Origin of the sequence: Kitasatospora sp. NPDC094016 (genome assembly GCF_040304045.1) — a bacterium.
Taxonomy (GTDB): Bacteria; Actinomycetota; Actinomycetes; order Streptomycetales; family Streptomycetaceae; genus Kitasatospora.
The window spans coordinates 40,916-58,580 of the sequence record NZ_JBEOUK010000042.1 but is presented as its reverse complement, the minus strand read 5'-3'; the positions used below and the strand labels follow the sequence as shown (position 1 = coordinate 58,580).

General features: G+C 73.5%; 14 protein-coding genes. 6 read left to right on the top strand and 8 right to left on the bottom strand.

What is annotated here, in order from left to right; genetic code table 11:
• Window positions 1-47 precede the first annotated feature (47 nt).
• Genes ABT015_RS29875 through ABT015_RS29865 form a run of 3 tightly spaced genes read right to left on the bottom strand, consistent with a single transcriptional unit; the run spans window position 48 to window position 3,770 of the window.
• On the bottom strand, window positions 48-1,124 hold the full coding sequence (locus ABT015_RS29875; protein WP_350884552.1) for a hypothetical protein: 1,077 nt from the start codon (window positions 1,122-1,124) through the stop codon (window positions 48-50).
• Between the two features lie 5 nt (window positions 1,125-1,129).
• Window positions 1,130-3,250: a hypothetical protein gene (locus ABT015_RS29870; RefSeq protein ID WP_350884550.1), complete on the bottom strand. Its 2,121-nt coding sequence runs from the start codon at window positions 3,248-3,250 to the stop codon at window positions 1,130-1,132.
• 58 nt (window positions 3,251-3,308) lie between these two features.
• On the bottom strand, window positions 3,309-3,770 hold the full coding sequence (locus tag ABT015_RS29865; protein WP_350884548.1) for a hypothetical protein: 462 nt from the start codon (window positions 3,768-3,770) through the stop codon (window positions 3,309-3,311).
• A 212-nt stretch (window positions 3,771-3,982) separates the two neighbouring features.
• Here ABT015_RS29865 and ABT015_RS29860 point away from each other — a divergent pair, with 212 nt between their 5' ends.
• The 4 genes from ABT015_RS29860 to ABT015_RS29845 are packed head-to-tail and all read left to right on the top strand — an operon-like array spanning window position 3,983 to window position 9,795.
• A complete protein-coding gene (locus tag ABT015_RS29860) occupies window positions 3,983-5,164 on the top strand; it encodes a CaiB/BaiF CoA transferase family protein (protein ID WP_350884546.1) in 1,182 nt (393 codons plus the stop codon).
• Between the two features lie 2 nt (window positions 5,165-5,166).
• Window positions 5,167-6,309 (top strand): acyl-CoA dehydrogenase family protein, encoded by a 1,143-nt coding sequence (locus ABT015_RS29855; RefSeq protein WP_350884544.1) that lies wholly within the window; start codon window positions 5,167-5,169, stop codon window positions 6,307-6,309.
• 40 nt (window positions 6,310-6,349) lie between these two features.
• Window positions 6,350-7,564 carry an acetyl-CoA C-acetyltransferase gene (locus tag ABT015_RS29850; RefSeq protein ID WP_350884542.1) on the top strand — a complete coding sequence of 405 codons (1,215 nt, stop codon included), beginning with the start codon at window positions 6,350-6,352 and terminating at the stop codon, window positions 7,562-7,564.
• A 38-nt stretch (window positions 7,565-7,602) separates the two neighbouring features.
• On the top strand, window positions 7,603-9,795 hold the full coding sequence (locus ABT015_RS29845; protein WP_350884540.1) for a 3-hydroxyacyl-CoA dehydrogenase NAD-binding domain-containing protein: 2,193 nt from the start codon (window positions 7,603-7,605) through the stop codon (window positions 9,793-9,795).
• Between the two features lie 116 nt (window positions 9,796-9,911).
• On the opposite strand, the gene ABT015_RS29840 is transcribed toward ABT015_RS29845, so the two are convergent.
• From ABT015_RS29840 to ABT015_RS29820, 5 genes are all read right to left on the bottom strand, one after another.
• Window positions 9,912-10,667, bottom strand: a complete 756-nt coding sequence (locus tag ABT015_RS29840; RefSeq protein WP_350884538.1) for a MerR family transcriptional regulator — start codon at window positions 10,665-10,667, stop codon at window positions 9,912-9,914.
• 251 nt (window positions 10,668-10,918) lie between these two features.
• Entirely contained in the window at window positions 10,919-11,950 is a 1,032-nt protein-coding gene (locus ABT015_RS29835) for an isopenicillin N synthase family dioxygenase (RefSeq protein ID WP_402454408.1), read from the bottom strand.
• A gap of 370 nt (window positions 11,951-12,320) precedes the next feature.
• A complete protein-coding gene (locus ABT015_RS29830) occupies window positions 12,321-13,088 on the bottom strand; it encodes a MerR family transcriptional regulator (RefSeq protein ID WP_350884534.1) in 768 nt (255 codons plus the stop codon).
• 184 nt (window positions 13,089-13,272) lie between these two features.
• Window positions 13,273-13,647, bottom strand: coding sequence for a hypothetical protein (locus tag ABT015_RS29825; RefSeq protein WP_350884532.1), 375 nt, complete (start codon window positions 13,645-13,647; stop codon window positions 13,273-13,275).
• A 40-nt stretch (window positions 13,648-13,687) separates the two neighbouring features.
• A complete protein-coding gene (locus tag ABT015_RS29820) occupies window positions 13,688-14,911 on the bottom strand; it encodes an SUKH-4 family immunity protein (protein WP_502897432.1) in 1,224 nt (407 codons plus the stop codon).
• A 319-nt stretch (window positions 14,912-15,230) separates the two neighbouring features.
• Here ABT015_RS29820 and imuA' point away from each other — a divergent pair, with 319 nt between their 5' ends.
• The gene (gene imuA' / locus ABT015_RS29815; protein ID WP_350884528.1) at window positions 15,231-15,920 is read left to right on the top strand and encodes a DnaE2-dependent mutagenesis accessory factor ImuA'; all 690 of its coding nucleotides are present in this window, start codon (window positions 15,231-15,233) and stop codon (window positions 15,918-15,920) included.
• A gap of 3 nt (window positions 15,921-15,923) precedes the next feature.
• Entirely contained in the window at window positions 15,924-17,591 is a 1,668-nt protein-coding gene (locus ABT015_RS29810; protein WP_350884526.1) for a DNA polymerase Y family protein, read from the top strand.
• The last annotated feature ends 74 nt before the right edge of the window (window positions 17,592-17,665 follow it).

The window sequence follows — 17,665 nt, the reverse complement described above, 5'->3', positions numbered from 1 at the left end:
GCCATTACCTCGACAGCCGCCCGACCATTTCCGCCCACCCGCCCCGGCTACAGGATCGGCTCACACCCGATCGCCTTGCCCCCGGCGGTGAGGAACTGGCGCATCAGGTCCTTCTGGTCGGGGAACAGGAAGCGCTTGTCGAGGGTGGGTTCGTACCCGCCGTCGACCGTGAAGAAGACGTCCTTGCCCTGACAGGTGGCGACGAGTGTCCCGCCGGCGACCCAGCTGGCTCGCCCGAACTCGGACGGTTCCCTGCCGTCCTTCTGGGTCAGGGCGGTGACCCGCGGCTCGGTGGTGATCGCGAATTCCTGTGACCGACTGTCGTGCCTCGGGTCCTCGCCGATCGTGCAGGACCAGATCGGGTTGGACGCGGTGGTGACCCGCTGCGGCATGGGCCACTGGGCCTCGGGGTTCTTCGAGGGTGCGAACCCGGGCAGGCCGCAGAGGTTGGCCCAGTCCGGTTCCGTCTGGGCCGCCTTCGCCGACAGGCTCTTCGGTTCTGGAAGTGTCCGGTCCGCGCACGAGCGGGCCTTGGCCACACTGTTGGCGAAGGCCACGGCCAGCCGGGCCCTGGCCTCGTCATGGCCCGCCTCGCTGGTGCTCACCTCGGCACGCACGCCCTTCTGGCACCCCTCGGGGAGCACGGCCCACGCGACGCCCGGGGTGACCGAGCCGGCCGATTCGCCGGAGAACAGCCGGGCATCCGACGCGGCCAATGCGCCCGGGCCGTCAGCGGTGTTGAGGACGATGGTGAACCGCACGACCTTCTTGGAAGTCTCGAACAGGCCGGAGCTGACCGTGGCGGAGCAGCTGTTCCCGGTGGAGTTCTTCGTCGCCGAGTAGCCATTCCTGTTCTCACTCATCGGTCCGGACCCCAGCAGGTCGTGCACCTGCTCCGCTGTGGCCGCTCCGTCGCACACGCTGTCGGGCCCGCCGATGTTCGTCAGCCGGTACAGCGCGAACCCCGCCGCCCCTGCCAGGGCGAGGGAGAATGTCAACAGCACCGCCGCCAGCCGCACCCGCAGGGCGCGCGTGGTGAACCCGCGTCGATCGAGCGCCGCGTCGACCTTGCCGGCCAGCCCTACGGCGTCGTCGGGACGCTCGCTCTTGCTCTTGGTCTCCATAGTCCTCACGCCCTGCCGAACACGGTGCGGTAGGTGGTGTCGATTCCGTTGTTGTAGGCGGATCCCGCGGTCTTCTGGAGCTGCTGTGGCACGCCCCCGTCGAGGTCCATGGTCTGATGGTCGACTCCAGACATGATCAGCTTGTAGTCGATCATCGCCTTCAGCTGCTGCTGTCCTGCGGAGAAGTGGGAGCTCAGATTGTCCTGGAGCTTGCTGTCGATCTTGGCCTTGGCGGCGTCGGCGTAGGTGGCCGTCCCGATATCGGCGTAGCGCTGCGCGATGTCGCCCACACCCGGAATCAAGTTCACGGGTGTGCCGAGCAGGTGGTAATTCATCTTCGCCTGCCAGTCCTGGGCAGACTTGTCGGAGTCCGCGTGGTCGACGACGGAGTCGGCGTACACCGCGTCGAGCGCGCCGAGAGTCCTGCCGGACTCGTGGACGAGGGCATCCAGTCCGTGGTTCACGCCACCCATCGCATCGGGCTTCACCGCGTCGGGGCCGTACCCGTCCAGGCGGCGGGCGATCTCCTGGGTCTCGGCGTGCTGGATGACGGCGAATGCCGCCGGGTCCTCGACGGTGCCTCGGATCAGGCGCAGCAGCTGCTCGCGGTTGACGGTGAGCCCGTCCGGCTGGGACGCGCCGTACAGGTCCTTGCCGAGGATCTCGTGCGTGTCCGCGGCGTAGTCGGCGATCATGTCGGCCATCGGCCGACGGAGTCCGGCCGGAAGGGACGTCTTGTCCCCGGGGCCGGTGCCGGCGAACGACTTCATCGTCTCGTCCATGATCTGCGACATGACCTTGTCGTGCGGGCGGACGACCGGTTGGTCGCTGTGCGGGTCCCGACCGGTCGTGGCCGCCTCCAGGGCGTAGCCGAATGCGCTACGGGAGGGAGTGAAGTCGGCGGGAACGTTCTGCTCGTTTCCCTGGAAGGGCCACTTCCGGTCGTGCAGCAGGTAGTCCAGGTTCTTGCTCTTCCCGGGGTCGAGGAAGTCCTTCGACGCCTCGGGGTTGCGGCTGAACGCGTTCATCAGACCGCCCATCGGGTCGGACTGGTTGACCCGGCCGTTCCAGTTCGGGCCCCAGAGGTCCTCGCCCTTGGTCTTGCTGGTGCGCTCGTAGTCGACCAGGTCGTTGCCGACCTTGAGCAGGAACGCCTTGTCGTACGTCCCCTTCGCCCCCATCAGCGCCGTCAGCGCCGGGTAGTTGTCGTTGAACCCCGCCGCGGAGCCTCCCGGGCGGCGGGCGGCGGCCAGCAGGCCGTCCTCCCAGGCCTGGCCCATTCCGCCGTCATGGGTGGCCGTGGCGAGCGCCACCGACAGGTTGCCGTAGACGTCCTGGTAGCCCTTGGCGTTGTGGTTGCCGTGGGCGAGGCCGTCGTAGACCTTGCTGTACTCCAGCAGGGCGTCCGGGCCGGTCTTCCCGCCGTAGTCGAGGCCGTTGAGCAGCGTGGTGGAGAAGTCCTTGTTGCCCGCGTTGGCGGCCATGATGTCCTGCAGCTGCTTCAGCTGCGGATCGCTGAGGCTGCCGGCCTTGGCCATCAGGTCCTTGGCCCGGTTGGCGTCGGCGACCGGGCCGCCGCCGTAGGGCGTGGGGTTGAAGGCCGTGGTGCTGGTGCCGATGTCGCCCTGGAGCGCGGCGGTGGCCCGCTGGTCGGCGGAGTCGGCCTTCTCGACGGCCTTCGTCAGCCGGGCCGCGATGGCCTCGGCCTTGGCCGCGAGTGCCTGAGCCAGCTTCGCGCCGTCGGGGTCGTTCCTCGCCTCCTTCGGCAGGGTCCAGTTGACCTGGCCGTCCGCGGCGACGGTCATGTTGTCGCCCTGGGCGTCGTGGATCGCCGTGTCGAGGTCGCGGCGGGCGGCGGCGAAGTCCTCGGCGGCGGTCTTCATGATCGCGGCGAGGGCGGTGGCGACGGCCGAGGCCTGCTTGAAGTCGCCGTCGACGGCCTGGAGCGCCTTGGTCGCGTCGTCGGCCGCCGCGCCCTTCCAGCCGGCCCGCTGAGCGGTGCTGGTGAGGTCCTTGGCGACCCGGCCGTCCAGCGAGGTGAGGGCTTTGGCGACGCCGGCCCAGGCTTCGGCGGCGTCGGTGATCCCGGAGAAGTCGGCCTCGTGCAGTTCCTTGAAGGACACCATGTGTCCGGTTTCCCCCTTCTGGTCTTCCAACTGCTGTTCTTCTGGCGCCGGACAGGATCTAGCGGCCCGCGCGGAGGTCGGCGGCGGTCGCGGCCTCGTTGGCGCTGTAGGACTGCTGGGTCCGGTCGAGGTTGCCGGCGGCCTTGCCGAGCGTGTCGTGCAGGGCCTTGCACTGCTGCATCCAGCGCTCGGTGCAGCCGGTGAGGGCGCCGCCGAAGGAGAAGCCGCGGATCCTGGTCGACGCGGTGCTCGCGTACTCGGTGAGGCTGTGTGCGCCGGGCCCGGCCTTGCCGTTCGCGCTGTCGAGGTCGGTGGCGATCTGTCGGGCCATCCCGGCCGAGGCGTTGAGCTCGTGCGGGACGTCCAGCCGGGTGGTCACCGGGCCCGGGGCGAGGACGGGCGCGGGCACGTTGCCGCCACCGGACTGGACGGGTGGGGCGTACGGCGCGGTCCTGGTCGGGCCGGGCGCCGGATCCGAGGCCGGCGCGACCGGCCCGGTGGTGAAGTACGGGCTAACCATGTGTGTGGAACTCCTTCTCGTCGAGAAGGGGTCGATCCCCCCTGTGGCATGACGACGGTACAGGGACCCTCCGTCAGTGCACTGACGCACCCTGCGTGTTCGCGGTCGCACGGCGGGTGGATGGGGGAGGAGGTCTTGTTACCGGCGGGTCGCTTCTCTATCATCACGGGTGTTACAGCTTTACTGTCAAACCCAGAAGGGTTCTGCAGCCAGTGCGTGACACGAGCAGTGCGCCGGGTGCCACGGCCGCCGGCCCCGGCCCGTTGGCGGGGGTGCGGGTGGTCGAGCTCGCGGGGATCGGGCCGGGGCCGTTCGCGGCGATGCTGCTGGCCGACCTGGGCGCCGACGTGGTGCGGGTGGACCGGCCGGATCCGTCACCGCTGGGCATCGATCCGGCGTGCGACGTGACCAACCGGAACAAGCGGTCGGTGCTGGTCGACCTCAAGTCCCCGGCGGGGCCCGGCCTGGTGCTGGACCTGGTCGAGCGCGCGGACCTGCTGATCGAGGGCTACCGGCCCGGGGTCGCGGAGCGGCTCGGGGTCGGGCCGCAGCACTGCCTGGCCCGCAACCCGGCGCTGGTGTACGGGCGGATGACCGGGTGGGGGCAGCAGGGGCCGCGCGCCGCCGGCGCCGGACACGACCTCGGGTACGCGGCGGTGGCCGGGGTGCTCGGCCTGGTCGCGGGGCCGGGCGGGCCCGAGGAGGCGCCCGGCATCCCGGCCAACCTGCTGGGCGACTACGCGGGCGGCTCGCTCTACCTGGTCGTCGGCCTGCTCGCCGGGCTGCACCACGCCAGGAGCACCGGCGCCGGCCAGGTCGTCGACGCCGCGATCGTGGACGGCGCGGCGCACCTGTCCAGCATGCTGTGGGGGCTGCTCGCGGCCGGCCACTGGCAGGACCGCCGGGGCGCCAACCTGCTGGACGGCGGCGCGCCGTTCTACGCGGTCTACCGGGCGGCCGACGGCGGGCACCTGGCCGTGGGGGCGCTGGAGCCGCAGTTCTACGCCGAGTTCGCCCGGCTGCTGGACCTCGGCCCGCAGGCGCCCGGGCAGTACGACCTGGCCCGCTGGCCCGAGCTGCGGGCCCTGATCGCCGACCGCTTCGCCACCCGGACCAGGGTCGAGTGGGAGGCCGTCTTCGCCGGGTCCGACGCCTGCGTGGAGCCGGTTCTGACGATGCGTCAGGCCGCGCGGGAGGAGCATCTGCTGGCGCGCGGCACCTATGTCGAGGCGGGCGGTGTCACCCAGCCCGCCCCGGCCCCGCGCTTCTCCGCCACCCCCGGCACGCTGCGCCGCCCGCCGGCCCGGCCGGGCGCGGACACCGCCGAAGTGGCCCGCGACTGGGCCGTCCCGTCCCTCGACTCCGACAACTCCGATGCAGGACAAGGAGCGTAGCGTTGCAGCGCGAGATCTTCACCGAGCAGCACGAGGACTTCCGGGCCGCTGTGCGGGCCTTCCTCGCCAAGGAGGTGCTGCCGCACTACGACCGCTGGGAGAAGGCCGGCATCGTCGACCGCTCCGCCTGGCTGGCGGCCGGCCGCCAGGGCCTGCTCGGGATGGCCGTCCCCGAGGAGTACGGCGGCGGGGGCGCCCCGGACTTCCGCTACGCCGCCGTGCTGGCCGAGGAGTTCGCCCGGGCCGGCGCCTCCGGGCTGGCCGTCGGCCTGCACAACGACATCATCGGCCCCTACCTCACCTCGCTCGCCACCGAGGAGCAGAAGCGCCGCTGGCTGCCCGGCTTCTGCAGCGGCGAGCTGATCACCGCGATCGCGATGACCGAGCCCGGCACCGGCTCCGACCTCCAGGGCATCCGCACCCAGGCCGTCGACCGGGGCGACCACTACCTGCTCAACGGCGCCAAGACCTTCATCTCCAACGGCATCCTCGCCGACCTGGTGGTCGTGGTCGCCCGCACCACCCCCGAGGGCGGCGCGCACGGGCTGAGCCTGCTGGTGGTCGAGCGCGGCACGCCCGGCTTCGAGCACGGCCGCAACCTGGACAAGATCGGCCAGAAGGCCCAGGACACCGCCGAGTTGTTCTTCGAGGACGTCCGGGTGCCGAAGGCGAACCTGCTCGGCGAGCTCAACGGCGGCTTCGTCCACCTGATGCAGAACCTCGCCCAGGAGCGGCTGACCATCGCGGCCGCGGCGATCGCCGGCGCCGAGTACCTGGTCGAGATCACCACCGACTACGTCAAGCAGCGCGAGGCCTTCGGCCGCCCGCTGGCCAAGCTCCAGCACGTGCGCTTCGAGATCGCCGAACTCGCCACCGAGTGCGCCGTCACCCGGGCCTTCGTCGACCGCTGCATCACCGAGCACAACCGCTACGCGCTCACCCCGGTGGACGCCTCGATGGCCAAGTGGTGGGCCACCGAACTGCAGAAGCGCACCGCCGACCGCTGCCTCCAACTGCACGGCGGCTACGGGTACATGAGCGAGTTCCCGGTCGCCCGGGCGTTCACCGACGGCCGGATCCAGACCATCTACGGCGGCACCACCGAGATCATGAAGGAGATCGTCGGCCGGTCCGTCCTCGGCTGAGACCTCCCGCGAAACCCCCTGCCCCGAAAGGCGTTTGACCGTGACCACCGAAGCGTACGTCTACGACGCGATCCGCACCCCGCGCGGCCGGGGCAAGGCCACCGGCTCGCTGCACGGCACCAAGCCGATCGACCTCGTCGTCGGCCTGATCCACGAACTGCGCAACCGGCACCCCGAGTTGGACCCGGCGGCGATCGACGACATCGTGCTCGGCGTGGTCAGCCCGGTCGGCGACCAGGGCTCCGACATCGCCCGGATCGCGGCCATCGCGGCCGGCCTGCCCGACACGGTGGCCGGCGTCCAGGAGAACCGCTTCTGCGCCTCCGGCCTGGAGGCCGTCAACCTGGCCGCCGCCAAGGTCCGTTCGGGCTGGGAGGACCTCGTCCTGGCCGGCGGCGTCGAGTCGATGTCCCGGGTCAAGATGGCCTCCGACGGCGGCGCCTGGTTCGCGGACCCGATGACCGCGTACGAGACCAACTTCGTCCCGCAGGGCATCGGCGCCGACCTGATCGCCACCATCGAGGGCTTCTCCCGCACCGACGTGGACGCCTTCGCCGCCGAATCCCAGGCCCGCGCCGCCAAGGCGCAGGCGGACGGCCTGTTCGACCGCTCGGTGGTCCCGGTCCGCGACCGCAACGGCCTGGTCGTGCTGGAGCGCGACGAGTTCATCCGCCCCGGCACCACCGTCGAGACCCTGGCCGGCCTCAAGCCCTCCTTCGCCGGCATCGGCGAGGCCGGCGGCTTCGACGCCGTCGCCCTGCAGAAGTACCACTGGGTGGAGGCCATCGACCACGTCCACCACGCCGGCAACTCCTCCGGCATCGTCGACGGCGCCGCGCTCGTCGCCATCGGCAGCCGGGAGATCGGCGAGCGGTACGGGCTGCGCCCGCGCGCCCGGATCGTCTCCGCCGCCGTCTCCGGCTCCGAGCCCACCATCATGCTCACCGGCCCCGCCCCGGCCACCCGCAAGGCGCTCGCCAAGGCCGGGCTCACCGCCGCCGACATCGACCTGGTCGAGATCAACGAGGCCTTCGCGGCGGTCGCCCTGCGCTTCATCCGCGAACTGGGCTTCCGGCCCGAGCAGGTCAACGTCAACGGCGGCGCGATCGCCCTCGGCCACCCGCTCGGCGCCACCGGCGCGATGCTGCTCGGCACCGTGATCGACGAGTTGGAGCGGCGCGACCTGCGCTACGGCCTGATCACCCTGTGCGTGGGCGGCGGCATGGGCGTCGCCACCATCGTCGAGCGCATCTGACCCACTGTCCCTCGGATCCCCTCGGAGACCCTGAACTCATGAGCGACACCACCACCATCCGCTGGGAGCAGGACCAGGACGGCGTGGTCACCCTCGTCCTCGACGACCCGACCCAGTCCGTCAACACCATGAACGAGGCCTTCACCGCCGACCTCGACGCCGTCGTCGACCGGCTGGCCGGCCTCGCCGCCGCCGACGGGCTGCGCGGCGTCGTCGTCACCTCCGGGAAGAAGACCTTCTTCGCCGGGGGAGACCTCCGGCTGCTCTCCGCCGCCCGCCCCGAGGACGCCGCCGCCGTCTTCGAGAAGTCCCAGCGGATCAAGCGCGCGCTGCGCAGGCTGGAGACCCTCGGCAAGCCGGTCGTCGCGGCCGTCAACGGCAGCGCGCTCGGCGGCGGCCTGGAGATCGCCCTCGCCTGCCACCACCGGATCGCCCTGGACAACCCGGCCAGCCGGCTCGGCCTGCCCGAGGTCACCCTCGGCCTGCTGCCGGGCGGCGGCGGAGTGGTCCGCACGGTGCGGCTGTTCGGCATCACCGACGCCCTGCTGAAGTTCCTCCTGGAGGGCCGCCAGTACCGCCCGGCGCAGGCCCTGGAGCACGGGCTGGTCCACGAACTCGTCGCCACCCCGGAGGAGTTGACCGCCCGGGCGCGGGCCTGGATCGAGGCCAACCCGACCGCCGTCCAGCCCTGGGACGTCAAGGGCCACAAGATCCCCGGCGGCACCCCCGCGACCCCGGCGTTCGCCGCCAACCTGCCCGCCTTCCCGGCCAACCTGCGCAAGCAACTGAACGGCGCGCCCTACCCGGCCCCGCGCAACATCCTGGCCGCCGCCGTGGAGAGCGCCCAGGTCGACATCGACACCGCGATGGCGATCGAGACCCGCTACTTCACCGAGCTCGCCTGCGGACAGACCAGCAAGAACATGATCCAGGCGCTGTTCTTCGACCTCCAGGCGGTCAACTCCGGCGCCGGCCGCCCCCAGGGCGTCGAGAAGCGACTCGTCCGCAAGGTCGCCGTGCTCGGCGCCGGGATGATGGGCGCGGGCATCGCCTACACCTGCGCCAAGGCGGGCATCGAGGTCGTGCTCAAGGACGTGAGCCTGGCCGCCGCCGAACGCGGCAAGGCCTACTCCGCCGGGCTGCTGGACAAGGCGATCGCCCGCGGCCGCTCCACCGAGGCGAAGAAGGACGCGCTGCTCGCCCGGATCACCCCCACCGCCGAGGCCGCGGACCTCGCCGGCTGCGACGCGGTGATCGAGGCCGTCTTCGAGAACACCGAGCTCAAGCACAAGGTGTTCCAGGAGGTCGAGGGCGTCCTCGCCCCCGACGCGCTGCTCTGCTCCAACACCTCCACCCTGCCGATCGGGCTGCTCGCCGAAGGAGTCGAGCGCACCGCGGACTTCATCGGGCTGCACTTCTTCTCCCCGGTCGACAAGATGCGCCTGGTCGAGATCATCCGCGGCCCGCAGACCGGCGACGAGGCCCTCGCCCGTGCCTTCGACCTGGTCCGGCAGATCGACCGGACCCCGATCGTGGTCAACGACTCGCGGGGCTTCTTCACCTCGCGGGTCATCGGCCAGTTCCTCAACGAGGGCGTCGCCATGGTCGGCGAGGGCGTCCCCCCGGCCAGCATCGAGCAGGCCGCCGCCCAGGCCGGCTACCCGGCCAAGGTGCTCTCGCTGATGGACGAGCTCACCCTCACCCTGCCGCGCAAGATCCGCGACGAGTACCGGCGCGCGGTCGAGGCCGCCGGCGGCGGCTGGACGCCCCACCCGGCCGACGCGGTGGTCGACCGGATGGTCGACGAGTTCGGCCGCCCCGGGCGCAGCGGCGGCGCCGGCTTCTACGAGTACGGCGAGGACGGCAAGCGCGGGCGGCTCTGGCCGGGGCTGCGCGAGCACTTCGGCGAGCCGGCCGCGGACGGTCCCTTTGAGGACCTCCCCTTCGAGGACCTCAAGGAGCGGATGCTGTTCAGCGAGGCGCTGGACTCGGTGCGCTGCCTGGAGGAGGGCGTGCTGACCTCGGTCGCCGACGCCAACGTGGGCTCCATCCTGGGCATCGGCTTCCCGGCCTGGACGGGCGGCGTGTTCCAGTACATCAACGGGTACGAGGGCGGCCCGGCCGGCTTCGCGGCCCGCGCCCGCGAACTCGCCGCCGCCTACGGCGAACGGTTCGCGCCGCCGGCGCTGCTGGAGCGGATCGCGGCGGAGGGGCGCACCTTCACCGACTGACCGTCAGTCCCGAGCGGGTGGGGCCGGGTGCCGGACGGCCCCACCCGGTTCCTCCCGCGGTTCCCCACCCGGCTCCTCCCGAGGTTCCCCGCCCAGGTCCCCGCCCAGGTCCCCGCTCAGCTCCCCGTCGGGTCCTCCCGCAGCTCCTCGCCGAGTTCCTCCCGCAGCGAGCGCTGGAACGCCGTGACCAGTGCCTGCGCCACCATCGGTTGGATGTGGTCCGTCAGCGCCCTCATCCGGGCCAGCTCGTCCGGCGCCGGCTCGCTCTCCCGGTAGGGCCGCCACACCGTCTCCCGGAACAGCCGCTGCAACTCCCGGGCCGTCGCCCGGCTGTGCTCCAGCACCACCGCCCGCGCGGCCAGCAGCGTCTCCAGCGGGATCGGCACGTCCAGGATCCGCACCCCCAGCGGCAGCAGGCCCGGATCCACCCGGAACAGCTCCGGATCGGCCGTCCGCTCCAACGCCCCCATCGCGACCAGGCGTTCCACCTGTTCCTCCGACAGCCCCCGGCCGGCCCGCCGCTCCAACTGGGCCCGGCCCAGTTCCTCCGCCGCCTCGGGCGTCCAGGACGCCACCAGCGCCCGGTGGATCGCCAGGTCCAGCGGCGTGCTGTCCTCCGGCAGCCGGGCCAGGTACCGCTCGATCGCGGCCAACGTCAGCCCCTGACGCTGCAACTCCTCGATCAGCTCCAGCCGGTCCAGGTGCGTCGCCCCGTACAGCCCGACCCGGCGCGGCCCCAACTCCGGCGGCGGCAGCAGGCCCTTCGTCCCGTAGAACCGCACCGTCCGGACCGTCACCCCGGCCCGCGCCGCCAGTTCGTCGACCGTCAGCCGCACACCGCCCCCGTCTCCCACGGCCCCGAGCTCCCCCATCTGCCGCCTCCTGCACTGGCACACTTCCACTGTGACAGCAATAGTGTGACAGTGCCCGTCCCCCTGGTCCACAGGCTGCCCCACCGGCGGAGGCTTGCCGCGCACGTGAGTCCGCCCCCGCCGCTGGGGAGCGGCGGGGGCGGACTCGGGGTGCTGGTGCCTCTGGCGGCGCCGGTTCCGGCCGGAGCGTGCTCTGACCGGTACTGCTCCTGCGCTGCGGCGTGACTGGTCCCGGCCGCCGCGGCGTGCGGCTACCGGGCGGCGGCGTCGGCCAGGTCGGCGTGGTGGCGGCGGGTGACCTCGGGATGGGCCCTCGTGTAGCCCTTCCACTCGTTGAGGCCGAACTCGGCGAACAGCGGGTTGTCCGGATCCTCGGTGGCGCCGGGGGCGTGCCGGGCGAGCGGGAAGTCCAGCGGCTCGATGTGGGCGTCGAGACGGGGGTTGTAGAAGAACGGGACGGAGAAGCGCTCGCGGGCGCCGACCGGGCTGACCACACGGTGGTTGGTGGCCTTGAGGTAGCCGTCGGTGGCCACCTCCAGCAGTTCGCCGAGGTTGACGACGAAGGCGCCCGGCATCGGCGGGACCTCCAGGAAGGTGCCGTCCGGGCGCTCCACCTGGAGGCCGCCGACGGTGTCCTGGAGCAGCAGCGTGATGAAGCCGTAGTCCTTGTGGGCGCCGACGCCCTGGCCGGCGCCGTCCGGAGCGGTGCCGGGGTAGCGGACCAGCTTGAGCCGCAGGTGGGGGTGGCCGGCGAAGGCCTCGTCGTAGAAGTCGGGGCGGGCGCCGATCGCGGTGAGGAGCTCGTGCAGCAGCCGGCGGGCGGTGTCGCTGAGGTGGTCGATCCAGCCGAGCGCGGCGGTGCGCAGCTCGGGGAGCGCCGCGGGCCACTGGTTGGGGCCCTCCAGCCACCAGTACGGGGGCTCGCCGGTGCCGGGGACGTGCGGGGGCAGCTCGGCGCCGATGTCCAGCTGGTCGCGCCAGTCCTGGCTGCCGCCGGTGCGCTCGTCGCCGGTGCGGGTGTAGCCGCGGTAGTGGGGGGAGTTGAGGTTGCTCACGGCGAGCCGGTCGGCCTCGGGGAGGGCGAAGAAGGCGCGCATCGCGTCGGTGAGCGCGGCCGTCTCCTGTGGGGTGATGCCGTGGCCGACGAGCTGGAAGAACCCGACGCCGGTGGCCGCGGCACGGAGTTCGTCGTGCAGCCGGCGGCGGTCGTCCGGGCCGCCGTCGGCGAGCGAGAGGTCGATCACCGGGAGGGAGTCGGATATGGGGGTGTACTGCTGCGACATGTGTGACATCCGCTGGTCTCGTCCCGGCCGGTCCCGGTGATCGACCGGGGGATGGCCGGAGCGGCCGCCTGGTGCGGCGGGTGCTCCGGGAGCCGGGAGGTGGAGGCGGCCGGGTGGAGGCTGCCCTTGAGGGTGGGTGGCGCGAGGTTCAGCTGGAGCGTCGACAGGACATGCTTGTCACGCGGAGCAGGTCCACGTGGCGACGGCGAACAAGGATGAGCACGTCACCAGCGTAGATGACCTTGACTGGAGCGGGCGAGCCCCTTGCGGCGGAGGGCGGCCTCTCACTTGGCGGTGGCCCTTCAGGGGGTGGAAAGGGGTGACGGCGGGGCGGGGCGGGAGGGAAGGCCCGCCCCGCCCCGCCGGTTACTCAGGCCAGCCGCGCCGCCGCGTACGCCTCCAGGGCGGCCCGCTGGTACGCGGCCAGGCCCGGGGTGATGGCCTCGTACGCGGCGCTCCACTGGGCGTTCTCCGTGCAGGAGCGCGCGATCGCGCGGAACTCCTCGACGGAGACCGTCCGGAGCGCGCTGAGCGCCTGGTACTCGGCGTCGATGTGGTTCTGCACGGGCTCGGCGTCCGCCGGGTGGCCGGCCGCCAGCAGCTCCGCCAGGCGGATCATCCGTGCCGTCCGCTCGCGCTGCCCGGCCTCGACGTCGGCCTGGCTCATCGCGGCGGTGGCGCGCCGCGCCGCCTCGGCGTGCTCGGGGAAGTCCCGCAGGCTCTCCTCGACGTCGCCGGGCTGGATGCCCTCGAACAGGTTCTCCGGTCGGTTGATGCTGGTCATGGGTGTGCCGTCCTCTCGGGAACGTTCCAGGTCGGCGATCGTGCGGGAGACGGTGGCGGCCAGGGTGTCCAGCCGGTCGCGCTCGGCGAGCAGCCGGTGCCGGTGGTCCCGCAGGGCCTCCAGCTCGTCCACCTGGTCGCCCAGGATCCGGGCGATCCCGGTCAGCCCGACCCCCAGCGCCCGCAGTACGAGGATCTGTTGCAGCTGGAGCAACTGCCGCTCCTCGTAGTAGCGGTGGCCGTTGGAGCCGATCCAGGCCGGGGGCAGCAGCCCGATCTCGTCGTAGTGCCGCAGAGTCCGGGCGGTCACGCCCGACATCCGGACGACTTCCGCGATCGGCCAGGCCGCTGCCATGCGCCGTCTCCCTCGTTCACGTTCGCTTGGACCAGGGCCGGTTCCTCCGGCCCTGGTCACGACGGTAGAAGCTGACGCTGCGGCAGCTTCAAGCCCCCGAGACCGCCCCGGGGTTGGAACCGGTCGAGGGACTGCCGCGCAGGTCCCCGCCCAACTCCCCGCCCAGCCCCGACAGTCCTGAGACCTACCAGCCCGGCCCGTGCCCCGGCTGCCAGTCCAGCCCCAGGTGCGGGCGCGGACGGTAGATCCGCAGCAGCGCGGTCACCGACCAGACGGCCAGGGTCAGCAGGGCGTAGAACAGCAGCAGCGCCCAGAACGGCGTGGTGGACATGCTCCCGTCCTCGAACCGGCACCAGGCGTCCGGCGGCAGCCAGGACGCGCCCGTCTCCAGCAGGCGTCCGCCGCCGGGTACCAGGCCCTGCTCGCAGCGCTCGCCGAAGTCCAGTGAGCGCACGTACAGCAGCCCGTACAGCGAGCCCGCCGCCGCGAGGGACAGGACGGCGCCGAAGGTGAGCAGCACCGCCCGCCGTCGCCCGGTCGCCGTACGGATGTTCGTCACCGGGGCAGCGTACCGGCGCACCGTCCGGGGCGCCCCGTGATCACCCGAGCAGGCCGCCCATGTGCGCGTCCTCGGCGAGCAGCCGCCACGAGCACCCGGGCGAGGCGAACGCCTCCGGGTCGACGGCCTCGACGAGCCGGTCCACCACGGTGCTCAGCAGCGACTGCGGGTCGAACACCGCCCAGGTGTCCCGGCCCCGCCCGCAGTCCCAGCGCTCCCACTCGGCGCGCAGCCGCCCGTACGTCCACAGCGCGTACAGCAGGGCGGACAGGTCGCGGTTGAGGTAGGCCTCCGGCTGGCCGTCGTCGTACCAGTCCGGCAGTTCCAGGCGGCCGGTGACACCGTCCAGGGCGATCGTCAGATCCGTCGGCCAGTCCCCGAGCGCCAGGAACTCCCGCTGGTACGGGCGCTCCTCCTCGCCGTCGAAGTACTCCGGGTACGCCTCCGCCATCGTGACCAGCGGCTCCTCGCAGACCCCGAACATCGCCCCGCCCAGCGGCAGCCCGATCTCGGTCAGCAGCCGCCGGGTCGGCTCGTGCACCAGCCCGGCGGGCAGTTCCTGCGCCCGGTAGCGGTGCACCAGGCCCGCGCCGTCCTCCTCGCCCGTCAGCGCGGCGAGCTCCGCCACCAGCTCCGGGCCGACCTCGTACGCCGGACCGCCCGGACCGCCCGGCAGCGCGCCCCAGCCCAGTGTTCGCACGAGCAGCGCCGTGCCCCAGTGGGCGGGCGGTGTCGCGGACCGCCCGAACAGCCCGGGGTCGATCTCCCGCATCCGCCGTTCGGCCCCGGCCGTCACCTCGGCGACCGCCGCGGGGCCGCGCCGCCCGTCCAGCGCGTCCGCCCGCCGGGCCGCCTCGGCGACGGCCTCCACCTCCCGCATCAGCCCGGCCAGCGCGGGCAGACCGGAGGCCAGCAGGTCCCGCCGCGGGCCCGGTTCGCCGAGGAACACCTCGCCGGTCGTTCCGTCGAGCAGCACCAGGCCGCCGGCCGCGGCGAACGGCGCGCAGTACTCCGTCTCACCCAGGACGAACAGCCGCTCCGCCTCCGGCAGCGCCGCCAACGCCCCGCCGCCGAGCACCCCGAAGTCCAGGAACGCCCCCGAGAGCGGCAGCCCCTCCCGGATCAGGAACTCCCGGCTCCCCGGATGCACCACCCCGCTCGGCAACCCGTCCGCCGCCACCCGCGCACACCCCGCGTCCCCCACGTCCCCCGCCCTCCGCCACCCCGACCCTTGCCCCCAGACCCTAGCCGCCCCATCCGACACCAGCGGCGGCAAGCCACCGCAGGGCTTCAGTCGTACCGGGCCGGTCAGACGAGCCCGTCGGCCTCCCGGGCGGCCCGCTCCACGCGGGCGTGGTGGGCCTGCCACCAGGCCGCGTCGCCGGGGGCGGTGTTGATCGCGTCCGACCTGTCCACCGTTTTCCGGGCACCCCAGGGGTTGGCAAGGGGGAACTACGGAGTGTGACGGGTGGGGTGGGGAGGGTGTGGACTTGAATCTTTGCGAACGAATGTTCGATCCTGGGGTTGTGTCCGTTTTCGAACCTGCTTTCGATTCCATTGCCGAGCGACCGGCGCTCCGGCCGGTGGCGTCGGCTGCCGTGCCGGCGGAAGGGCGGGCCGGGCGGGGCGTGGTGCCGGTGGTGCCGGCGCTGCGGGAGGTGCTGCCGGACGGCGGGCTGCGGCGGGGGACGGCGGTGTCGGTGGCGGGCGGGGACACCGGGCTGCTGCTGGCGCTGGCGGCCGGGGTGAAGGAGACCGAGGGCGGCTGGGCGGCGGCCGTCGGGCTGCCGGACCTGGGGCTGGCCGCGGCCGAGGGGTACGGGCTGGACCTGCGGCGGCTGCTGGTCGCGGACGACCCGGGGCCGCACTGGGCCGAGGTGGTGTCGGTGCTGGCCGGTGCGGTCGAACTGGTCATGCTGCGCCCGGACGGCCCGGTGCCGCCGAAGCTGGCCACCCGGCTGGCGGCGGTGCTGCGGCGCAGCGGCTGCGTGCTGCTGGTGGCCGGGCCGTGGCCGGGGGCGGCCCTGCGGCTCGGGGTGCGGTCCGGGCGCTGGTTCGGGCTGGGGGACGGTTACGGGCAGCTCGCCGGGCGGCAGGTGGAGGTGGTGGCCGAGGGGCGCGGTTCGGCGGTGCGCGGGCGGACCGCCCGGCTCTGGCTGCCGGACGAGCACGGCGCGGTACGGCCGCTCCTGGACGGACCGGCCTGGGAGCGTCCAGTGCCGGAGCGGCCCGGGACCGTCGAGCAGCCGCTCGAACGGGTGGCGGTGGTGTGAGCGATGGCGGACGACAGGACACCGCGGGTGCTGGTGGTCTGGTGCCCGGACTGGCCGGTGGCGGCCGTCACCGGCGACGACCCGGTGGCGGTGACCGAGGGCGGGCGGATCCTCGCCTGCTCGGCGGGTGCCCGGGCGGCCGGGGTGCGGCAGGGGCAGCGGCTCAAGCTGGCCCAGCGGCTCTGCCCGGCGCTGGAACTGCGCGACCGCGACCCGGAGGCGGAGACCGGCCGCTTCGAGCCGGTGGTCGCGGCGGTGGAGGCGTTCACGCCCCGGGTGGAGGTGGTCCGTCCGGGCCTGTGCGCGATCCCGGTGAAGGGGCCGGGCCGCTACTTCGGCGGCGAGGAGGCGCTGGCGGCCAAGGTCCGGACGGCGGTGGCGGACGCGCTGGCGCGGGAGCCGGTCCCGGACGCCGCCCCCGGCGCGGTCGCCGCGCCCGGTACGGACGCCACCCCTGCCGCGACGGAGCACCCCCTGCCCCCGCCCGCCCAGGTCGGCGTCGCCGACGGCCTGTTCGCCGCCGTGCTCGCCGCCCGCGCCGGAGTGCTGGTGCCGGCCGGGCGGACGGCGGAGTTCCTCGCGCCGTACCCGGTGGGCGTGCTCGGCGACGAGGCGCTGGCGGAGGTGCTGGGGCGGCTCGGCCTGCCGACCGTCGGGGCGTTCGCCGCGCTGCCGCCCGAGGCGGTCGCGGACCGCTTCGGCCCGGCCGGGGCGGTGGCGCACCGGCTGGCCCGGGGCTTGCAACCGCGCCCGCTGGTGCCGCGCGACCAGGCGCCGGACCTCGCCGTCGAGCAGCGCTTCGACCCGCCCGAGCCGCTGGCGGAGCCGCTGGTGTTCGTCGCCCGCGCGCTGGCCGAGCAGCTGCACCAGCGGCTGGCCGGGGCCGGGCTGACCTGCCGCCGGGTGGCCGTCGAGGTGGCCTGCGCGGACGGGCGGACGGCCTCGCGGCTGTGGCGGCACGAGGGCGGGCTGTCCGCGACGGCGCTGGCCGAGCGGGTCCGCTGGCAGCTCCAGGCCTGGCAGGGCGCGGGCACGTTCGCCGCGTCCGGGGAGGCGCCCGACGCCGGGTTCGCCCTGCTCCGGCTGGCCCCCGACGGCCTCTCCCCGGACCAGGGCCGCCAGTTGGCGCTGTGGGGCCAGGCGGTCGCGGACGACCGGGTGGAGCGCGCGGTGGCCCGGGTGCAGGCGGTGCTCGGGCATGCCGGGCTGCGCCGGATCGAGCCGGCCGGCGGGCGCGGTCCGGGCGAGCAGGCGGTCAGGGTGCCGTGGGGCGAGCCGTACGAGGCGGCGGGGGCGGCCGACGCGCCCTGGCCCGGGCGGCTGCCGGACGTGTGGCCGGCGGTGGTGCTGCGGGAGCCGGTGCCGGTGCGGGTGCTGGACGAGGCCGGGCTGCCGGTCACGGTGGACGGCCGGGCGGGGGTGTCGGCCCGGCCGGCCCTGGTGGTGTTCCACGAGGGCCGGCCGGGTCGTGAGAAGCAGGGGCAGCAGGGGCGACAGGAGCGACAGGAGCGGGTGGACGGCTGGACCGGCCCCTGGCCGGCGGTCGAGTACTGGTGGGACCAGTCGCTCGCCCGCCGCCGGGCCCGGTTCCAGGTCGTGCTGGGCGGTGGCCGGGCGCTGCTGCTCACGGTGGAGGGGGGTGCGTGGTACCTGGAGGCCGGCTACGACTGACGGCCGCCGGCCCGAGGAGGGAACCGAGGGGGTCCGAGGGGGGAAGAGGTGACGAACCGCGAGAACGAAGGCGA

Bases quoted from the DNA above. Each gene is read 5' to 3' on its own strand.
- ABT015_RS29845 (WP_350884540.1), top strand. From the start codon at position 7,603: ATGAGCGACACCACCACCATCCGCTGGGAGCAGGACCAGGACGGCGTG.
- ABT015_RS29830 (WP_350884534.1), bottom strand. From the start codon at position 13,088: ATGGCAGCGGCCTGGCCGATCGCGGAAGTCGTCCGGATGTCGGGCGTG.
- ABT015_RS29840 (WP_350884538.1), bottom strand. From the start codon at position 10,667: ATGGGGGAGCTCGGGGCCGTGGGAGACGGGGGCGGTGTGCGGCTGACG.
- ABT015_RS29870 (WP_350884550.1), bottom strand. From the start codon at position 3,250: ATGGTGTCCTTCAAGGAACTGCACGAGGCCGACTTCTCCGGGATCACC.
- ABT015_RS29865 (WP_350884548.1), bottom strand. From the start codon at position 3,770: ATGGTTAGCCCGTACTTCACCACCGGGCCGGTCGCGCCGGCCTCGGAT.
- ABT015_RS29835 (WP_402454408.1), bottom strand. From the start codon at position 11,950: ATGTCGCAGCAGTACACCCCCATATCCGACTCCCTCCCGGTGATCGAC.
- ABT015_RS29875 (WP_350884552.1), bottom strand. From the start codon at position 1,124: ATGGAGACCAAGAGCAAGAGCGAGCGTCCCGACGACGCCGTAGGGCTG.
- ABT015_RS29810 (WP_350884526.1), top strand. From the start codon at position 15,924: ATGGCGGACGACAGGACACCGCGGGTGCTGGTGGTCTGGTGCCCGGAC.